General features: G+C 69.3%; 18 protein-coding genes. 8 read left to right on the forward strand and 10 right to left on the reverse strand.

Annotated features, from left to right (window positions below; all coding sequences use genetic code 11):
- Positions 1 to 59: 59 nt before the first annotated feature.
- From EV644_RS19545 to EV644_RS19555, 3 genes are all read right to left on the reverse strand, one after another.
- The gene (locus EV644_RS19545) at positions 60 to 548 is read right to left on the reverse strand and encodes a GNAT family N-acetyltransferase (protein WP_132189718.1); all 489 of its coding nucleotides are present in this window, start codon (positions 546 to 548) and stop codon (positions 60 to 62) included.
- 96 nt (positions 549 to 644) lie between these two features.
- Positions 645 to 1,661 carry a M48 family metallopeptidase gene (locus EV644_RS19550; RefSeq protein ID WP_132189719.1) on the reverse strand — a complete coding sequence of 339 codons (1,017 nt, stop codon included), beginning with the start codon at positions 1,659 to 1,661 and terminating at the stop codon, positions 645 to 647.
- Entirely contained in the window at positions 1,658 to 2,023 is a 366-nt protein-coding gene (locus EV644_RS19555) for a hypothetical protein (RefSeq protein WP_132189720.1), read from the reverse strand. The genes EV644_RS19550 and EV644_RS19555 overlap by 4 nt, the downstream gene beginning before the upstream one ends.
- 79 nt (positions 2,024 to 2,102) lie before the next feature.
- Here EV644_RS19555 and cds1 point away from each other — a divergent pair, with 79 nt between their 5' ends.
- Complete coding sequence (gene cds1 / locus EV644_RS19560) at positions 2,103 to 3,242, forward strand: L-cysteine desulfhydrase Cds1 (RefSeq protein ID WP_439649173.1); 1,140 nt, start codon at positions 2,103 to 2,105, stop codon at positions 3,240 to 3,242.
- Here the strand turns inward: cds1 and EV644_RS19565 are convergent.
- Positions 3,239 to 4,111 (reverse strand): 1,4-dihydroxy-2-naphthoate polyprenyltransferase, encoded by an 873-nt coding sequence (locus EV644_RS19565; protein WP_132189721.1) that lies wholly within the window; start codon positions 4,109 to 4,111, stop codon positions 3,239 to 3,241. The two genes, cds1 and EV644_RS19565, sit on opposite strands and share 4 nt — an antisense overlap.
- An 89-nt stretch (positions 4,112 to 4,200) precedes the next feature.
- Here EV644_RS19565 and menE point away from each other — a divergent pair, with 89 nt between their 5' ends.
- Genes menE through menD form a run of 3 tightly spaced genes read left to right on the forward strand, consistent with a single transcriptional unit; the run spans position 4,201 to position 7,906 of the window.
- On the forward strand, positions 4,201 to 5,334 hold the full coding sequence (menE, locus tag EV644_RS19570) for an o-succinylbenzoate--CoA ligase (protein ID WP_132189722.1): 1,134 nt from the start codon (positions 4,201 to 4,203) through the stop codon (positions 5,332 to 5,334).
- Positions 5,331 to 6,272, forward strand: a complete 942-nt coding sequence (locus tag EV644_RS19575; protein WP_132189723.1) for an o-succinylbenzoate synthase — start codon at positions 5,331 to 5,333, stop codon at positions 6,270 to 6,272. The genes menE and EV644_RS19575 overlap by 4 nt, the downstream gene beginning before the upstream one ends.
- Positions 6,269 to 7,906, forward strand: a complete 1,638-nt coding sequence (menD, locus tag EV644_RS19580) for a 2-succinyl-5-enolpyruvyl-6-hydroxy-3-cyclohexene-1-carboxylic-acid synthase (protein WP_132189724.1) — start codon at positions 6,269 to 6,271, stop codon at positions 7,904 to 7,906. Before EV644_RS19575 ends, menD begins: the two co-directional genes overlap by 4 nt.
- Here menD and mptB read toward each other — a convergent pair.
- The 4 genes from mptB to EV644_RS19600 form a co-directional block, all read right to left on the reverse strand.
- Entirely contained in the window at positions 7,893 to 9,323 is a 1,431-nt protein-coding gene (mptB, locus tag EV644_RS19585; RefSeq protein ID WP_199239897.1) for a polyprenol phosphomannose-dependent alpha 1,6 mannosyltransferase MptB, read from the reverse strand. The genes menD and mptB overlap by 14 nt on opposite strands.
- A gap of 52 nt (positions 9,324 to 9,375) precedes the next feature.
- On the reverse strand, positions 9,376 to 10,176 hold the full coding sequence (locus EV644_RS19590) for an ABC transporter permease (RefSeq protein ID WP_132189725.1): 801 nt from the start codon (positions 10,174 to 10,176) through the stop codon (positions 9,376 to 9,378).
- Positions 10,173 to 11,162, reverse strand: a complete 990-nt coding sequence (locus EV644_RS19595; RefSeq protein WP_132189726.1) for an ABC transporter ATP-binding protein — start codon at positions 11,160 to 11,162, stop codon at positions 10,173 to 10,175. Before EV644_RS19595 ends, EV644_RS19590 begins: the two co-directional genes overlap by 4 nt.
- 179 nt (positions 11,163 to 11,341) lie before the next feature.
- Positions 11,342 to 11,968 (reverse strand): PadR family transcriptional regulator, encoded by a 627-nt coding sequence (locus EV644_RS19600; protein ID WP_132189727.1) that lies wholly within the window; start codon positions 11,966 to 11,968, stop codon positions 11,342 to 11,344.
- A 56-nt stretch (positions 11,969 to 12,024) separates the two neighbouring features.
- On the opposite strand from EV644_RS19600, the gene EV644_RS19605 reads away from it, so the two are divergent.
- A complete protein-coding gene (locus EV644_RS19605) occupies positions 12,025 to 12,858 on the forward strand; it encodes a GNAT family N-acetyltransferase (RefSeq protein ID WP_132189728.1) in 834 nt (277 codons plus the stop codon).
- A gap of 19 nt (positions 12,859 to 12,877) precedes the next feature.
- On the opposite strand, the gene EV644_RS19610 is transcribed toward EV644_RS19605, so the two are convergent.
- Positions 12,878 to 13,498 (reverse strand): MBL fold metallo-hydrolase, encoded by a 621-nt coding sequence (locus EV644_RS19610; RefSeq protein WP_132189729.1) that lies wholly within the window; start codon positions 13,496 to 13,498, stop codon positions 12,878 to 12,880.
- Between the two features lie 2 nt (positions 13,499 to 13,500).
- On the reverse strand, positions 13,501 to 14,772 hold the full coding sequence (locus EV644_RS19615) for an isochorismate synthase (RefSeq protein ID WP_132189730.1): 1,272 nt from the start codon (positions 14,770 to 14,772) through the stop codon (positions 13,501 to 13,503).
- 143 nt (positions 14,773 to 14,915) lie between these two features.
- Between EV644_RS19615 and EV644_RS19620 the strand changes: the two genes are divergently transcribed.
- From EV644_RS19620 to EV644_RS19630, 3 genes are all read left to right on the forward strand, one after another.
- Positions 14,916 to 15,614 (forward strand): demethylmenaquinone methyltransferase, encoded by a 699-nt coding sequence (locus EV644_RS19620; protein WP_132189731.1) that lies wholly within the window; start codon positions 14,916 to 14,918, stop codon positions 15,612 to 15,614.
- A 148-nt stretch (positions 15,615 to 15,762) separates the two neighbouring features.
- Positions 15,763 to 17,076: a geranylgeranyl reductase family protein gene (locus tag EV644_RS19625; protein ID WP_132189732.1), complete on the forward strand. Its 1,314-nt coding sequence runs from the start codon at positions 15,763 to 15,765 to the stop codon at positions 17,074 to 17,076.
- Between the two features lie 135 nt (positions 17,077 to 17,211).
- Positions 17,212 to 17,571, forward strand: coding sequence for an NADH-quinone oxidoreductase subunit A (locus EV644_RS19630; protein ID WP_132189733.1), 360 nt, complete (start codon positions 17,212 to 17,214; stop codon positions 17,569 to 17,571).
- Position 17,572 lies beyond the last annotated feature (1 nt).

The following is a 17,572-nucleotide window of genomic DNA, read 5'->3' on the forward strand; positions in this document are numbered from 1 at the left end:
GCCGCTCCGCCGGCCGACAGCCTGCTCGGCCGGACGATGCCTGGTTGTTCGGGTGGTGGTCAGTCCGTCAGGGGTTTGCGCATGACGAGCTCGCGGTGGATGCCGTCGGGCATCAGGTCGCCGGACTCGTCGGTGTCGATGAAACCGGCGCGCAGGTAGAGGTTGTGGGCCTTTTCGTTGCCTGCGACAACCGAAAGCTTCAGTACCCGGGCGTCGGCCGCGCGGGCCCACTGCTCGACCTGGGCCATCAGCTGGTCGCCGATACCCCGGCCGCGGCCGTCCGGGGCGATCCACATCGAGACGAGCTCGACGACACCGTCCTCCTCGGCCCGCAGGCCGCTCGCCATCCCGACCGGCCGGCCGTCGAGCTCGGCGACCACGTTGCGGGAGCCGGGCAGCTCCAGCCGTGCCCGCCAGCGGTCCTCTTCGGCGTCCGCCCAGTCCGACAGCCGCGATCCGAACGCGTACGGCGCCTCCTCCAACGCCGCCAGCCGCAGCGCCCGCCAGACCTGCCAGTCATCCGAAGTCAGTTCACGAAGTTCGATCACCCCGCCTACCCTTCCAGACGCACCCGCGCCCCTCGCCGCCCCACCACCCGACCTTTTCAAACCTCGAAGGTGGGCGTGGACGGGTCGGTCATCGGGTCAGCGTGGGGGGAACTTGGCGGAGACCCACTCGCGGACTCCGCCCAGGCCCTCGCTCATGTCGCGGAGGAACTTGGCCAGGGGGTCCTGGGAGCGGTTGAAGGCTTCGGAGTACGACTTGGCCGCGTTCTTCGCCTCCTGGGACATCGAGGCGTCCTTGTCGTCCTGGCGCTTGGGGTAGGTGCCGGAGACGATCGCGGTGTAGTCGCCCTCATCCACCCAGCGCCGCAGCTCGGAGGCGCGGATCACGGCGAAGGGGTGTGTCTGGGCCTCGAGCAGCAGCAGCTTGAGCACGCTGTCGCGCAGGTCGCCGGCGCCCTCGTACTCCTTGCCCTGAGCGAGGAAGGCGGTCGTGTCCAGCTCACCGAGCTGTCCGCCGCTGGCCAGCTTCATCTGCACCCGCAGGGCGACCGCCGGATCCTGGACCGCGAGCAGGCCGGCCCGGTCGCCGGACAGCTCCGCCTTGCGGGACCACTCGTGCAGTGCGGCGATGATCCCGCGCAGGCCGAGGGCGCCGATCGGCATCCAGTTCAGCGCGCCAGTGAGTCGCATCAGCCAGAACAGCAGCGACTGGTAGAGGGCGTGACCGCTCTGCGCGTGGCCGAGCTCGTGGCCGAGGATGAACCGGGTCTCCTCGTCGTCCAGCCCCTGCAGCAGCGCGCTGTTGACCACGATGAACGGCTTGTCCATGCCGATGGTGACCGCGTTCCAGACCGGGCTGTTGGTGACGTACAGCTCGGGCAGCTCGCGGACGTCCAGCGTGCTGCCGGCCTCGGTGTAGAGCCGGTGGACCTTGGGGAACTGCCGCTCGTCGACCCGGATCGCGGAGCCGAGGAACTGCAGCCGGAAGGCCCGCTCGTTGATCAGCCCGGACATCTTGCGCAGCACGAAGTCGAAGCCCTTGAGCTGCCGCAACGCCACCAGCGCGCCCCGGTCCGCCGGGTGCTCCCAGGTCCGGGAGCTGATGTCGGTGAGCGTGGCCCGCCGCCGGGTCGGCCGCTCGTCGTGCTCGGTCATCGTTCCCCCACAGGTCGGCGTGTAGACCCCCAACGTAGCTCGCCCAGGGGTCCGCGTCGCCGCGGCCACAGCAGTCCCGCGGCCGCCAGGCCGGGGAGCCAGCCGACCGGGATCGAGTACCAGCCGAGGTCCAGGTTGAACCCGACGACCATCGCCCCCCAGGTCAGGGCCGTACCCCAGAACCAGTACCAGATTCCGTTGCCCAGCCCGGGCCGTCCGGACCGCTGGGACCGGACCGCCCCGACCGTCGCCAGCGTCAGGCTCGCGGGCATCGCCGCGGCTGCCGCGAGCAACCCCAGGACGACCAGCACCAGAGCATGCTCGACCGGCGACAGATGCATCTCGAACCCCAGCGGAATCATGCGTCGATCCTTCCGCCGCCGCCGGTGGTTGCAGAGAGTAGGAATACTCAATAGCGCCTTGCTGTCCTAGCCTGACCCCATGAGTGAGGTATCTGGATCGTCCAGCAAGCCCATGCCGTCGCGCGAGGCAGACCGGTACAGCGAGAAGGACCGGGCCTGGGTGTCGGAGGCGATCCGCCTGGTCGACGCGGACGCCAACCGGTCCGCGGACACCCATCTGCACGTGTTCCCGATGCCGGAGAGCACAGGAGTGGACCTGTACCTCAAGGACGAGTCCGTGCACCCGACCGGTTCGCTCAAGCACCGGCTGGCCCGGTCACTGTTCCTCTACGCCCTCTGCAACGGGTGGATCCAGGAGGGCACCACGGTCATCGAGGCGTCCAGCGGCTCCACCGCGGTCAGCGAGGCGTACTTCGCGCGCATGCTCGGGCTGCCGTTCGTCGCGGTGATGCCGGCCTCGACCAGCCCCGAGAAGGTCGAGCTGATCGAGTTCTACGGCGGCCGGTGCCACTTCGTCGAGCGCTCCGGGCAGATCTACGGCGAGGCCAAGCGGCTGGCCGAGGAGACCGGCGGCCACTACATGGACCAGTTCACCTACGCCGAGCGGGCCACCGACTGGCGCGGCAACAACAACATCGCCGAGTCGATCTTCGGCCAGCTCTCCCTGGAGCACCACCCGATCCCGGCCTGGATCGTGGTCGGGGCGGGCACCGGCGGCACCTCGGCCACCATCGGCCGCTACATCCGCTACCAGCGCCACGACACCTGCGTGGCCGTGGTGGACCCGGAGAACTCGGCCTTCTTTCCCGCGTTCGAGGCCGCCGACGGCGACTACTCCACCGGCCGCCCGTCCCGGATCGAGGGCATCGGCCGGCCGCGGGTCGAGCCGTCGTTCGTGCTCGGCGTGGTGGACCGGATGATCGCGGTGCCGGACGCGGCGTCGATCGCGGCGATGCGGTTCTGCTCGGAGGTCACCGGCCGGCTGGTCGGCGGCTCCACCGGTACCAACCTGTGGGGATCCCTGCGGCTGGCGGCGGAGATGCGGCGTACGGGCGTCCGCGGGAGCATCGTGACGCTGCTGTGCGACGGCGGCGAGCGCTACGGCAACACGTACTACGACGACGGCTGGCTGAAGCGGAACGGCCTGGACATCGCGCCGTACCTGGAGACCCTGGAGAGCTTCGCCTCGACCGGCCGCTGGCGCGAGCCCGTCCGCTAGCCTCCCAGCGCGAGACCGACGGCCAGGCCGATGGCGTACAGCAGTTCGGTCAGGCCGGTGTCCTTCAGCACAGGGATGAGTGCCGGGCCGACCGCGTCGCTGACGACGACCTTGACGGCCCGGAACCCCAGCGGCAGCGCGATGAGCGCCAGCAGAGCCCACGGAGTTGCCAAGGCCGACAGCGCCGCCAGGATGAACGCCAGAGCAATCAACCCTGCATAGAGCCGCCGCGACCGAGCAGCACCCAGTACTACGGCCAGGGTGCGCTTGCCGGTCTCGGTGTCCGTCGGGATGTCGCGAAGGTTGTTGGCGACCAGCAGAGCGCAGGCGATCGACCCGATGGCGACTGCACCGGCTACGGCCGTCCAGTGGAGCGTCTCGGCCTGCACGTAGGTGGTGCCGAGCACAGCGACCAACCCGAAGAAGAGGAAGACGCTGACCTCGCCGAGCGCGCGGTACCCGTAAGGCTTCTTGCCGCCGGTGTAGAACCACGCCCCGACCAGCGAAGCGGCCCCGGCGACCAGCAGCCACCAGTTGGACGTCGCACAGAGCACCACACCCAGTACCGCGCCGACACCGAAGCAGGCGAACGCAGCCGTCTTCACCTGCTGGGGAGTGGCGACCTTGGAGCCGACCAGGCGAAGCGGCCCGACTCGGTTCTCGTCCGTGCCGCGGATGCCGTCCGAGTAGTCGTTGGCGTAGTTCACGCCGATCTGCAGAGCCAGCGCGACGCCGAGGGCCAGCAGGGCCTTCCACCAGACGAAGCCGTCCAGGTAGGCGGCAGCACCGGTTCCGACGAGCACTGGAGCGATCGCGGCGGGCAGTGTTCGCGGACGGGCGCCTTCGATCCACTGGGCAGGGGTAGCCATGACTAACGATTCTGTCAGCTCGTCGGTAAGGGCTTGCGGGCGGCACAGGCTGCGGAGCCGCCGCGGCCGCGTCGTAGGCTCAGGTGGACATGTCTACGTTGCGCCTGGTCCCAGGCACCCCGGATGCCGTGCTGTCGGCGCTCACCGCCGTACTCGACGGCTCCGGTACGCCGTTCGCCCCGTTGCCGGCTGACCCCGCAGCGGCCGAGCGGGTCCGGCAGGCGGTGGCTCCGGACGAACCGCTCGAGTCGGACGACTGCGCGGTAATCCTGACCACCTCGGGCTCCTCAGGCGAACCCAAGGGCGTCATGCTCTCCAGAAGCGCGCTGCTCGCCTCGGCCACGGCCACGCACCACCGGCTCGGCGGACCGGGCCAGTGGCTGCTCCCGATGCAGCCGTACTTCGTGGGCGGGCTGCAGGTACTCACGCGCTCAGTGCTCGCCGGATTCGCTCCTGTGGTCTCGGCCGATCACCCGGGCTTCGCGGAAGCGGTCGCGGCGCTGACCGGACCGCGCAAGTACAGCGCGATGGTCCCGACGCAGCTGGCTCGCTACCTCGACACCGAGCTGGACGCGTTGCTCAGCTTCGACGCGATCGTGATCGGCGGCGCCTCGATGCCGGCCGACCTGAAGGCCCGCGCCCGGGCCGCGGGCGTCACCGCGGTCCCCGCCTACGGCATGACCGAGACCGGCAGCGGCTGCGTGTACGCCGGTGAACCGCTCGCGGGTACGTCGTTGCGCCTGGAGGACGAGCGGATCCTGATCAGCGGGCCTACGTTGTTCTCGGGCTACCGGCTGCGACCTCAACTGACCGCCGAGGTGTTCCACGACCGCTGGTTCCGGACGCAGGACCGCGGGCGGTTCGTCGACGGCCGCCTGCAGGTGATCGGCCGGCTCGACGACGTGGTGATCTCCGGCGGCGTCAACATCACGCTCACTGCCGTGCAGGCGCGCCTGCTCGAACACCCCGGGGTCTCGGACGCAGTCGTCCTGGGCGTGCCCGACCCGGAGTGGGGCAGCCGGGTGGTCGCGTTCGTCGTCGGCCGCCCAGGCGGAGGCGAACCAGGGCGCAACGAGCCGGGTCGCGACGAGCTCCGTGACTTCGTGGCCGAGGTCCTGCCGCGCACCTGGGCTCCCCGGGACGTGGTCCGGCTGGCAGCTCTGCCGATGCTTGCCTCGGGCAAGGTCGACCGGCAGGGACTGCTCGAGGGCGTCGCCCGGTGATCACCTATGCGATCGGCCTGCGGAATCGCTTCCGGGGCATCATTGTTCGCGAGGGCATGCTGTTCGAAGGTCCCGCGGGCTGGGCGGAGTGGAGCCCGTTCCTCGACTACGACGACGCCACCTGCGTGTCCTGGCTCCGGGCCGCCCGGGAGGCCGCCGTGGACGGATGGCCCGCGCCGCTGCGTTCCGTAGTACCGGTGAACTGCACTGTGCCGGCGATCGGTCCGGGGCAGGCTGCCGAGATCGTGCGAGCTTCCGGCTGTGCCACTGCCAAGGTCAAGGTGGCCGAGCCGGGACAGACGCTTGCGGACGACCTGGAGCGCGTCGAGGCTGTGCGGGATGCGCTGGGGGCCGACGGACACGTCCGGATCGATGCGAACGGCGCTTGGTCAGTGGATGAGGCTCTGCGGAGCTTGAAGGAGCTTGCGCGGTTCGACCTGGAGTATGTGGAGCAGCCGTGCGCTTCTGTGGAGGACCTGGCCGCAGTACGTCGGCGTACTGACGTGCTGGTGGCTGCGGACGAGTCCATCCGGCGGGCGGAGGATCCCCTGCTGGTGAAGAAGCTCGAGGCGGCGGACATCGCGGTACTGAAGGTGCAGCCCATCGGAGGCGTCCGGGCGTGCCTCGAGATCGCCGAGCAGATCGGTCTGCCGGTGGTGGTGTCGTCGGCGCTCGAGACCTCAGTGGGTATCGCTGCGGGGGTAGCCCTGGCTGCGGCGTTGCCGGAGCTTCCTTATGCGTGCGGGCTTGCCACGGTGTCGCTGTTCACGTCAGAGGTCGTCGCCGAACCACTGCTTCCTGCGGGCGGGTTCCTGCCGGTCAAGCGGCTCGAGCCGGATCCAGCCCTGCTTGCGGCCGCTACGGCCGACCCAGTGACCACTGCCAAGTGGAACGCTCGACTGGCCCGAGTCGAATCACTGAAAGGTAGGACCGGATGAACCCGTCCACTGCGTTCGCGACTGTGGTGGTCGACGAGCTGATCCGCTCCGGCGTCCGGGAGGCCGTACTGGCTCCGGGTTCGCGCAGCGCGCCGCTTGCGCTGGCACTGGCCGCCGCCGACCGCGAGGGACGGCTGCGCCTCCACGTGCGGATCGACGAACGGACTGCGGGGTTCCTGGCGCTCGGGCTGATCCGCGGCACCGGACTGCCGGTACCAGTCGTCACCACCTCCGGTACTGCGGTGGCCAACCTGCACCCGGCTGTCCTCGAGGCGTCGCACAGCGGGCTGCCGCTGATCGTGCTGAGCGCCGACCGTCCGCCGGAGTTGCGGGGGAGCGGGGCGAACCAGACGACCGACCAGCTCAAGGTGTTCGGCTCCGCCGTGCGCCTGTTCCACGAGATCGGCACACCGAAGCGAGAGCTCGGCCAGGCCGCCTACTGGCGTTCGCTGCTCGCGCGGGCGGTCTCGACCGCAGTCGGCGCCCGTACTTCGGACCCGGGGCCGGTGCACCTCAACTGCGCACTGGTCGAACCGCTGGTCCCGACGAACGACGGCGATTGGCCGGAGTCGCTGGAGGGACGCAGCGGCCCGTGGACGAGCGTGCACGCGACCGCCGCCCTGCCGTCGTCGATCGCGCCCGGTCCGAAGACCGTCGTGGTGGCCGGTGACGGCGCGTCCCAGGCCGCGCGGCTTGCTGCCGAGGCCGGCAACTGGCCCTTGTTCGCCGAGCCGTCCAGCCGGGCCAGGACCGGGCCGGCGGTCATCTCGGCCTACCGGTTGTTGCTGGCAGCAACTTCTTTGACGGACGAGATCGAGCGGGTGCTGGTCTTCGGCCACCCGACGCTGTCCCGGCCGGTCGCCAAACTGCTCGCGCGCCCGGACGTCGAGGTGATCGTCGTCGCCCCGACCGGGCTCTGGCCGGACGCCGGCCGCCGGGCCACCGCGGTCGTCACCGGCCTGGAGGTCACCGCCGCGGACCGGACCGACTGGTTCAGCCGCTGGCAGCAGTTGGACGAGCAGGCGCGCCCCGCGCTCGACAAGGTGTTGTCCGACGGGCTTCCCGGTCCGGCCATCGCCGCGATCGTCGGGGAAGCGGTCGGGGCCGACGGCATGCTGGTGGTGGCGTCCTCCAACCCCGTGCGCGACCTCGACCTGGCTCCCGTCGTACCGATCCGGACAGTGGCGAACCGCGGGCTGGCCGGCATCGACGGCACCCTCTCCACGGCTGTCGGAGCCGCCCTCGCCAACGCCGGCCCGACGTACGCGCTGGTCGGTGATCTGGCCTTCCTGCACGACGCCAACGGCCTGGTGATCGGTCCGGCCGAGCCCCGGCCCGACCTGCGCATCGTGGTGGTCAACGACAACGGCGGCGGTATCTTCTCGACCCTGGAACAAGGGGATTCCAACCACGGCGACTACTTCGAGCGTGTCTTCGGCACGCCTCACAACGTCGACCTGGCAGCTCTCTGCGCGGCCAGTGGCACGCCGTACACCTTGGCTGAGACAGCGGACGCTCTGCGGGCGGCTCTGGTCCGCACTGTCGCGGGCATCGACGTAGTAGAGGCTCGGGTCGACCGTGCCACCCATCGCGACTTGCAAGCCGAGCTGCTGCGGGCAGTCAGCCAGCTGTAGCGACCACCTTGGGCTGTGGCTGTGGCTGCATGGTCCTGAGCCTTCCCAGCAGGGTGCCGACGACTACCAGCACCAGCGAGGTCGTCATGAGGATGGGGATCACCGCGCCGCGCAGCGAGGAGTTGAGCGGCGCGGCGACGGTGAGGATGATGCTGACGCCGATCAGAGCCGTGGTCAGCTTGCGGCCGGGACGGGCGACCGCGAGGAACGGTACGCCCCAGAGGAAGTACCAGTCGTGAGCCGTGGGACCCAGCAGAACCACTGCCAGCAAGGCGATCCCGACCGCCCGGGCGGCGTTGTGGATGGACGAGAGCAGCCCTAGTACTGCGATCAGGCCGAGCGCGGTGAGGATGCCGAGCAGTCGCACGATCTGCAGGGCCTGTTGGGCGGCGCCGTCCTCACCGAGCCACGCCAGTACTCCGGACGCCCCGAGGCCGATGAGGTTGGCGATCGACAGCGGCGACCTCACCAGCCCTGGTACGTCGAGAGCGCTCAGCCAGCCGGAGCCCACCCCAACCAATTCACCGATCGTCACCAGAGTCAGTACCGCGACGGAGCCGGATATGGCGAGACTTGCCAGCCGCAAGCGGGCTCTTCCTGCTAGTGGGCTCATCACTGCGGCTATGGCGATCACCACGAGTCCGCCCGGTGCCTTCACTGCAGCCGCAGCCCCGGCCAGTACGGCGGCAGTGCCCCAATGGCCAGTCAGAGCCAGCGCAAACGCAGAACACGCAAGGCCCAGCATCAGTACGTCGTTGTGCGCCGCGCCCAGGCCGTGCGTGATCAGCACGGGGTTGGCAACGACCAACCAGGTCGCGACTGTCGGGTCCACCCTGCAGGCGGTGGCCAGTCGCGGGACAGCCCAGGCGATCAGCAAGATCCCCAGCACGGCCAGAGCACGGTGAGCCAGCATCAGCACATACGGGTCAAGGGTGAGCCGCGCCGCGAGACCGCCGTACGCGAGCGGCAGTGGCCCGTACGGCGCTGGGGTGCTCATCCACATCGGGTCAACCGCTTCGGTCACGTGGCCCGACAGCACGCCCGGGCCCACGCTGTACGGGTCGTAGCCCTTGGCGACGAGAGCACCCTGGGCGGCGTAGCTCCACGCGTCGCGGCTGAACAGCGGCGGCATCAGCAGCAGCGGCGCACTCCACCAGGCCGCCAACGGGACCAGCCGATGCCGGACCCCGGCTAGGACCTCCCGGCCGACCGACAGCCAGGCCCACACCATCAGCCCGAGCCCGGCCACCATCAAGGTCAGCCCGGTCATCCGCCCCGGCAGGGTGGCCCGTAGGTCACTGGCGATCGGCAGCGACGCCACCCACGACGACTCCGGCACCACCGACGTCACCAGGCTCGCGGCGGCCACCACACACGATCCGACGACCCCACGAACCAACGCCGACGGCACCCGCATGCCGCCGACGCTAACCTCGCTCGGCGACTCCCCGATGAACAAAGGCCCGGCGTTAGGCGGATTCCTTGCGGAAGGTGCGGGCGCCTACGGCCAGGCCGATCACCGTCAGGAGGACTACCCAGAAGAGGCCCCAGAGCGAGGCGCTGCTGCCGATGTCGCCGCGGAAGAGGGCGCGGACGCCGTTCACCACGTGCTTCAGCGGACTGATGTCGGACAGGCGCTGCAACCAGGTCGGGCCGATCTGCATCGGCAGCAGGATGCCCGAGAGTAGCAGCAACGGCATCGCGATCCCGTTCAGCAGCGGAGCCAGGGCGTCCTCGCTCTTGGTGATCAGGGCGACCGAGTACGACAGCGAGGCGAAGGTCGCGCCCAGCAGAGCCACGATCACGAGGGACAGGAGTACGCCGTCCCACGGTGCGCGCAGGCCCATCGGGATCGACACCACCAGCAGCAGGATCGACTGGACCACCAGGACCACGACGTCCCGCAGTACGCGTCCTGCCATCAGGGCGATCCGGGACGCGGGCGTGACGCGGTCGGCCTCGATCACGCCGGCCCGGTACTCCGCGATCAGGCCGAAGCCGACGAACATCGCGCCGAACATGCCGAGCTGCACGATCAGGCCAGGGATGAACACCTGGTAGGCGTTGGTGGTCGCGCCCTGGCTGATCTGCGCGGTGATCGGCTTCAGCAGCGGGCCGAACAGGAACAGGTACAGCAGCGGCTGGCTGAGCATCAGGATCGACCACATCGGGTTGCGCAGCGACAACCGCATCGCGCGGTTGAAGACGATCCAGGTCTCTCGCAGCACCGATCCTGGGCGGTGGGTCGGGGTCAGGGTCAGCACGGTCATGCCGCCGCCTCCTTCTGGGCCCCGGCCGGCGTCTCGCTGCCGTCGCGCAGAGAGCGCCCGGTCATGGTCAGGAACACGTCGTCGAGCGTCGGCCGGTGCACCTCGACGCCGTTCAGCTCGATGCCCTGGGCATCGATCGTGCGGAGCAGCGACGGCAGCACCGACCCACCCTTGGGGATCCGGAACCCGACCACGTCACCCTCGGTCTCAATGGCGACCGCGCCCGGCAGTTCCTTGACGATCTTGGCCACCGCAGGCGCGTTCTCCGCGTCGGCCAGGCTGAGCCGGACACCGTCGCCGGAGACCTGCTGCTTCAGCTCCTCCGGCTTGCCCGCGGCCACGATCTTGCCGTGGTCGATGACCAGGATCCGGTCGCACAGTGCGTCCGCCTCGTCCAGGTAGTGGGTGGTGAGGAAGATCGTCGCGCCGCGCTCGCGGAGGTCCCGGATGTGCTCCCACAGGTTCGCCCGGGCCTGCGGGTCGAGGCCGGTGGTCGGCTCGTCCAGGAAGATCAGCTTGGGGTCGTGGATCAGCCCCATCACGATGTCCAGCCGCCGCCGCTGACCGCCCGACAGGGTCTTGCACTGCCGCCGCCAGAGTCCGGGCAGGTCCAGCTCTCCGAACAGCCGCTGGCCGTCGGCGATCGCCCTCTTCTTGTCCACGCCGTACAGCCGGGCGTGGTCGACGACCTCGTCCCCGGCGATCGCCTCGGGCAGCGTGGAACCGCTCTGCGGCACGTACCCGATCCGGCGGCGGACGCCGACCGGGTCCTTCGCCAGGTCGCACCCCGCGACAGTGGCGGTGCCGCTGGTCGGCTCGATCAGGGTCGCCAGCATCCGCATCGTGGTCGTCTTGCCGGCCCCGTTCGGGCCGAGGAAGCCGACGATCTCCCCGTCGGCCACATTCAGGTCTACCCCCTGCACGGCCTGCACCGGCCCGCGCTTGGTCTTGAAGGTGCGGACAAGCCCGCGAGCTTCGATCATCATGCCCCCAGTCTCAAACACTCAACATTGAATAGTCAACATTGATTAACCCTGAAACGCCCCTGACCGCGAGTTGATCAAGGCATGCTGCATCAGTAACTGCTGCGAGCTCGCGTGACCGACCGGAGCATTGGGTGACTGTGGAGGCCGCCTCAAGGGCGCGGCCGACTGAGAGGTGTCTATCAGTCCGGTGGGTCGGGGATGACGTTCCAGTACGGGAAGGTGCCGGGGGCGGGTTGCCAGGTGGGGGGTTCGCCGGCGAAGGAGTAGGCGCCTTCGGTGACTCGGGTATGGAAGGCCTGGGTCCACTCGAGCTCGCCTTTGTCGCGGGCGGCGCTGATGCGGAACATCTCGACGACATGGTCCGGGGTGCTCGGGTCCTCGACGATCTGCCGCTCCGAGAACGGCTCCGCCTTCATCCGCTGCTCCAGTTGCACGACGCGCGACTCCAGCGCGGCCACGACCTCGTCACGCCGCAGCGACCACAGGAAGCTGAGAGCCGCCTGCATCTGGTCCGGCCGGAAGCCGTCCACGCTCCACAGCGCCTTCCGCAGCAGCGTGAAGTACTCGCTCTCCCCGTCCGCGGTCAGCTTGTACGACGTACGCCCCGGCTTGCGTCCGGCGCCTTCCTCCAGCTCCTCCAGGAAGCCGTGCTTGGCCAGCGTGCGAAGTCCCGTGTAGATGGAACCGGGGTTGATGTTCGCCCAGTGCTGCACGTCCCACGTGATCAGCTCGCGGCGCAGCTGGTAGCCGTACGCCGGCTGGAAGATCCGGACGACCCCGAGCAGGAGCAACCGCGTGGTGGACATGCTCGCAGTGTAAAACCACCTGCCCGGCCGAGCGCCGCACACTAAGGTGACCAGGTATGGGTGTCCGGGTGACGAGTGACGCGGCCGAGTTCCAGGCGACGGTCTTTCCCTTCCTGGAAAGGGATCCCGTGCTGCACACCCTGATCATGACCAACGTCGGCGAGCGCGCCGCGGGCACCTACCGCATCGAGCCCGATCCGGCGTACTACGCCTCCGTGCACGACGGAGCCGGAGAGGTGATCGGCGCGGCGATGCGTACTCCGGACCGCCCGGTCTACCTCGGCGCCCTGCCCGCGGACCTGGCGGCGGACGTAGCCGATGCGTACTCCGAGCTGGTGCCGGACCTCGCCACGGTGGCGGGTGACCGGGCCGCGGTGACGGCCTTCGGCGATCGCTGGTCCGAGCTGCACGGCACCACCTGGACCGAGGGCAAGGGGACGCGGCTGCACAAGCTGGTCTCGCTCCATCAGTTGCCGGCCGAGGGCAATCCCCGTCCGATGACCTCGTCCGACGTCCAGCGCGCGGCCGAGTGGAGTTTCGACGGATTCGGTGGCGAAGAGATCAAAAGTGTCGACCTGGACTGGGCCGAGCGTCACCTGGAGGCCGGCACGATGTGGTTCTGGGAGGTCGACGGGGTGCCGGTGAGCATGGTCGGGTACCACCGCCCGCAGTACGGCGTCTGCCGGGTCGGGCCGGTCTACACGCCGCCCGAGCACCGCCGGCACGGGTACGCAGGCGCTCTGACCGTGCACGTCACCGCCGGGATCCTTGCTGACGGCAACCAGGCCTGCCTCTACACGGACCTGGCGAACCCGACCTCGAACAAGATCTACGCGCAGGCGGGCTACGTCCCGGTCGCCGACTTCGTCGACCTCACCTTCGCCTCGTGAGTACGACGGTGCGCCATGTCTAGACGATCTCGACCGAGTCGCCCGGGGTCACCAGCAGGTAGGGGCGGTCTTCCTGGCCGTCGAGGAAGCGCTTCATCATGCCCTGGCCGATCTGGCTGAGCAGGGCCTCGTGGATGCCGAGGGTCTGCGTCGCGTTCACGGCGCGGGCGTACTCGACGGCCGGCGGCAGGGCGAACCACGGGCCCGAGACCGGGACCAGGTTGGTGTGCACCTGGCGGTCGGGCCGGGTGAACGAGTCACCCGGGTGGTAGACCGCGTCCTCGACCAGGAAGCCGATGTTCTCGCACGGAACCCCCAGCTCCGGCAGGATGATCGCGTGATCCTTGCCGTAGGCACGGACCGAGAACCCGGCCGCTTCGAAGCTGCTGCCGTCGGCCACCACGTTGACCCGGTCGCCGAGCTCGGTGAGTTGCGACGCGGCGCCGGCGTTGGTCCAGATCGGGGCGTCGAGGTCCTTCACCCGGTCGGTGTCGATGTGGTCGCCGTGCTCGTGCGTGACCAGGATCGCGTCCGCGGCGGCGAACGCCTCGTCCTCGGTGAAGGTGCCCGGATCGATCAGCAGCACCTTCCCGTCCTTCTCGAGCCGGACACACGCATGCGTGTACTTCGTGAGCTTCACGGTCAATCTCCCAGAGCGTCTCTCATCGGAACCAACTTGGCGTTGGTCTCGGCCAGTTCGGCCTCTGGGTCGGAGCCGGCGACGATGCCGGCGCCGGCGAACAGGCGCATCCTGGTCGGGTCTTGGGGGTCGGCCTGGCCGCAGCGCAGTGCGATGCACCACTCGCCGTCGCCGCCTGCGTCCATCCAGCCGACGGGGCCGCTGAACCGGCCGCGTGACATCCCCTCGATCTCACCGATCACGTCCCGCGCGACGTCGGTCGGCGTACCGCAGACTGCTGCGGAGGGGTGCAGGGCGGCGGCGAGGCCGAGCGCGGAGGCGCCGTTCGCGGCGACCCCGGCCACGTCGGAGGCGAGATGCATCACGTTCGGCAGGTGCAGCACGAACGGGGTCTCGGGCACGTTCATCGACTTGCAGTGCGGCTTCAGCGCGTCGGCCACCGAGCGGACCGCGAACTCGTGCTCCTCGAGGTCCTTGCTCGACCGGGCCAGCGACGCGGCCAGCGCGAGATCGTGTGCGTCGTCGCCGGTACGCCGGATCGTGCCGGCCAGTACCCGGGAGGTGATCAGGCCCTTCTCCCGCCGGACCAGCAGTTCCGGAGTGGCGCCGATCAGCCCGTCGACGGAGAACGTCCAGCAGTTCGGGTACGCCGCGGCGAGCCGGCGCAGCGGCCAGCGCAGGTCGATCGGCTCGGACGCGATCGCGACCAGGTCGCGCGCCAGCACCACCTTGTCGAGCTCGCCACCGGTGATCCGCTGGACCGCGTCGGCCACGATCCCGGACCACTCGGCGCCGGACCGGGCACCGTCGGCGAAGGCGACCTGGCCGACCGGCTCGGGCTCGTACCGGGTCAGCTCCGGGGGAGCGGCGATCGAGCTCGCGCCGGAGATCGTCGTCACCCAGGTGATGCCGCCGCGGCGGCCGACGATCACCTCGGGCACCACCAGCTCGCTGGGGTCGGCGTCGGTGAAGCCGAAGGAGCCGAAGCAGACCAGGCCGGAGCCCGGCACACCGACTTCGTCGCGGACCACCGCGGCGCCGGTCAGGTCCTGCCACCAGGTCTGCGCCTCGGTGAACCGGTTGCCACCAGCAATCGCGAGCCGGGCGGCGACGCCCCAGCCGACGTGACCGTCGCCCCGCCGTACCCAGGCCAGTCCGCCGGTCTCGGGCAGGTGATCCATCAGGGCCGCGGCGACGCCTTCGATCCGCTGGCTGCGAACGACCAGCTGGGGAGCCGGCTCGTGGCCGGGTACGACCGGGTCAGACAAGCTCACGGCAACACTCCTCGCTCGCTTCCCGGCCCCGGGTCTCGATGGCCGGCCGGCTCAATGGAGATTCGCTCACGGCAAGTAAGCGTATGCCGCCCGCGTGTCCAGCGAGTTTCGGAGCCTGTCGGAGCCGTGATCCACTAGACACTGTGAACCGCGCAGACCTCACCAAACAGCCCGAAGCCGTCGCTGCGATGTTCGACAACGTGGCTGAGGGCTACGACCGGACCAACGCGGTCGCCACGATGGGGCTGGAGAAGCTGCACTGGCGGCCCCAGACGCTGGCGGAGATCGCGCCGCGGAAGGGGATGAGGATCCTCGACCTGGCCGCCGGGACGGGCGCCTCCAGCGTGAAGCTGCGCGAGGCGGGTGCCGAGGTGGTGTCGTGCGACTTCTCGGTCGGCATGCTCCGGGTCGGCAAGCGCCGCAACCCCGAGCTGGACCTGATCGCCGGCGACGCGCTCCGGCTGCCGTTCGCGGACGAGACCTTCGACGTGGTCACCATCTCCTGGGCGCTGCGGAACGTGAACGACGTCACGGTGGCACTGCGGGAGATGCTCCGGGTGACCAGGCCGGGCGGCCGCCTGGTGGTGCTGGAGAACTCCCACCCGACCTGGAAACCGTTCCGGGTGGCCTACCTCGAGTACATGATGCGAGCCGTCCCGGTGGTCGCGAAGGCGGTCTCCACCAACCCCGACGCCTACGTCTACCTGGCCGAGTCCGTCCGCGCCTGGCCAGGTCAGGAGCCACTCGCCCGGACGATCGAGGCCGCCGGCTGGACCCACGTCCAGTGGCGCAACCTGACCGGCGGCCTGGTGGCCATCCACCGCGGCGTGAAGCCGCTCTAATTACGCAACGGAAATCGCGCATAAATGAGTTGCAGGCAAGGGGTTACGGGCCGGTTTCGTGTCCAAGTCAGGCAGTCCTAGACTGTCAGCTGACCAGGCCTCGTGAATCCCTTCACGAGTGACAGCCCAACCTTCAGGCCGGGATGAGATGAGCCAGAGCGCGCCGAACAGGCAGCAGGCCGAGACCGCTGATGTGATCGTCGTCGGTGCGGGGCCCGCGGGCTCGGCTGCCGCGTACCATCTGGCCAACGCCGGCCTGGACGTGCTGCTGCTGGAGAAGACCGCGTTCCCGCGCGAGAAGGTGTGCGGCGACGGGCTCACCCCGCGCGGTACCAAGCAGCTGATCAACATGGGCATCGACATCTCGCCCGAGGCCGGCTGGATCCCCAACTACGGGCTGCGGATCCGCGGCGCCGGGCACGTGCTGCAGCTCGACTGGCCGGACCTGGCCAGCCACCCGAACTACGGGCTGACCCGGAACCGGATGGACTTCGACGACATGCTCGCCCGGCAGGCCGTCAAGGCCGGCGCCCAGCTGCGGGAGCGGACCAACGTGACCGCCCCGATCCTGGACGACCGGGGCTTCATCGTCGGCGTCACCGCGAAGCCGGTCGACGACAACGGCCGCCGGGCCGGCGCCGACCTCGAGTTCCGGGCGCCGCTGGTGATGGCCGCCGACGGCAACTCCTCGCGGCTCAGTGTCTCGATGGGCCTGCACAAGCGCGACGACCGCCCGATGGGCGTGGCCGTGCGCACCTACTTCACCAGCCCGCGCCACGACGACGACTACCTCGAGTCGTGGCTGGAGCTGTGGGCCGACGACCCGCAGCAGCCCGGTCAGCGCAACCTGCTGCCCGGCTACGGCTGGATCTTCGGGATGGGCGACGGCACGGTCAACGTCGGCCTCGGCATCCTGAACACCTCCGACGCCTTCGGCAAGGTGGACTACTCCGACCTGCTGAAGCAGTGGCTGAAGAACACTCCCGAGGAGTGGCAGTTCCGCGACGAGTTCCAGACCATCCCGATCCGGGGCGCGGCGCTGCCGATGGGCTTCAACCGGCAGCCGCACTACACCCGTGGACTCATGCTCCTGGGTGATGCGGGCGGCATGGTGAACCCGTTCAATGGCGAAGGCATCCCGTACGCGATGGAGTCCGGCGCGTTCGCCGCCGAGGTCGCCTCGCAGGCGCTGCGGCGGCAGCCGAACCAGCGCGAGCGGGCGCTGTCGGCGTACCCGAAGGCGCTCAAGCAGGAGTACGGCGGCTACTACACGCTCGGCCGGGTGTTCGTGAAGCTGATCGGAAATCCGGAGGTGATGCGGCTGTGCACGAAGTACGGTCTGCCGCGCACCACCTTGATGAAGTTCACCCTGAAACTGCTGGCCAACCTCACCGATCCGCGCGACGGCGACGTGATGGACAAGATCATCAACGGTCTCACCAAGGTCGCCCCGGCCGCCTGACAACGGCGGGGCGGGTGACCTGAGACACAGCGGTACTGATAACACAGTCCTGTCCCGCAACAGGACAGGACTGAAGAGCAACAGACAGCCACCGACCAGGCAGTACGGACGCAAGAAGGAGGGAGCACCCACAAGATGCACCCTTACGTACCGATCCTCATCCTCGGTGTGCTCGCGACGATCTTCGTGGCGGGCACCTTGGTGACGAGCGCGCTCGTCGGCCCGAAGCGCTACAACCGGGCCAAGCTCGACTCGTACGAGTGCGGGATCGAGCCGACCCCGCAGCCGGTCGGTGGCGGGCGTTTCCCGGTGAAGTACTACATCACCGCGATGCTCTTCATCGTGTTCGACATCGAGATCATCTTCCTCTATCCCTGGGCCGTCGCCTTCGACCAGATGGCGCTGTTCGGGTTGGTCGAGATGGTCATCTTCATCGCAACCGTGTTCATCGCGTACGCCTACGTGTGGCGTCGTGGCGGACTTGAATGGGACTGAG

The sequence above is a fragment of the Kribbella orskensis genome, assembly GCF_004342085.1.
In the GTDB taxonomy this organism is placed as follows: Bacteria; Actinomycetota; Actinomycetes; order Propionibacteriales; family Kribbellaceae; genus Kribbella; species Kribbella orskensis.

Excerpts from the sequence above, each read along its gene's own strand:
- EV644_RS19555 (WP_132189720.1), bottom strand. The coding sequence starts at position 2,023 with ATGATTCCGCTGGGGTTCGAGATGCATCTGTCGCCGGTCGAGCATGCT.
- EV644_RS19600 (WP_132189727.1), bottom strand. The coding sequence starts at position 11,968 with ATGTCCACCACGCGGTTGCTCCTGCTCGGGGTCGTCCGGATCTTCCAG.
- EV644_RS19625 (WP_132189732.1), top strand. The coding sequence starts at position 15,763 with ATGAGCCAGAGCGCGCCGAACAGGCAGCAGGCCGAGACCGCTGATGTG.
- EV644_RS19565 (WP_132189721.1), bottom strand. The coding sequence starts at position 4,111 with ATGGCTACCCCTGCCCAGTGGATCGAAGGCGCCCGTCCGCGAACACTG.
- EV644_RS19590 (WP_132189725.1), bottom strand. The coding sequence starts at position 10,176 with ATGACCGTGCTGACCCTGACCCCGACCCACCGCCCAGGATCGGTGCTG.
- mptB (WP_199239897.1), bottom strand. The coding sequence starts at position 9,323 with ATGCGGGTGCCGTCGGCGTTGGTTCGTGGGGTCGTCGGATCGTGTGTG.
- EV644_RS19630 (WP_132189733.1), top strand. The coding sequence starts at position 17,212 with ATGCACCCTTACGTACCGATCCTCATCCTCGGTGTGCTCGCGACGATC.
- menE (WP_132189722.1), top strand. The coding sequence starts at position 4,201 with ATGTCTACGTTGCGCCTGGTCCCAGGCACCCCGGATGCCGTGCTGTCG.
- cds1 (WP_439649173.1), top strand. The coding sequence starts at position 2,103 with ATGAGTGAGGTATCTGGATCGTCCAGCAAGCCCATGCCGTCGCGCGAG.
- EV644_RS19550 (WP_132189719.1), bottom strand. The coding sequence starts at position 1,661 with ATGACCGAGCACGACGAGCGGCCGACCCGGCGGCGGGCCACGCTCACC.
- EV644_RS19605 (WP_132189728.1), top strand. The coding sequence starts at position 12,025 with ATGGGTGTCCGGGTGACGAGTGACGCGGCCGAGTTCCAGGCGACGGTC.
- EV644_RS19595 (WP_132189726.1), bottom strand. The coding sequence starts at position 11,162 with ATGATGATCGAAGCTCGCGGGCTTGTCCGCACCTTCAAGACCAAGCGC.
- menD (WP_132189724.1), top strand. The coding sequence starts at position 6,269 with ATGAACCCGTCCACTGCGTTCGCGACTGTGGTGGTCGACGAGCTGATC.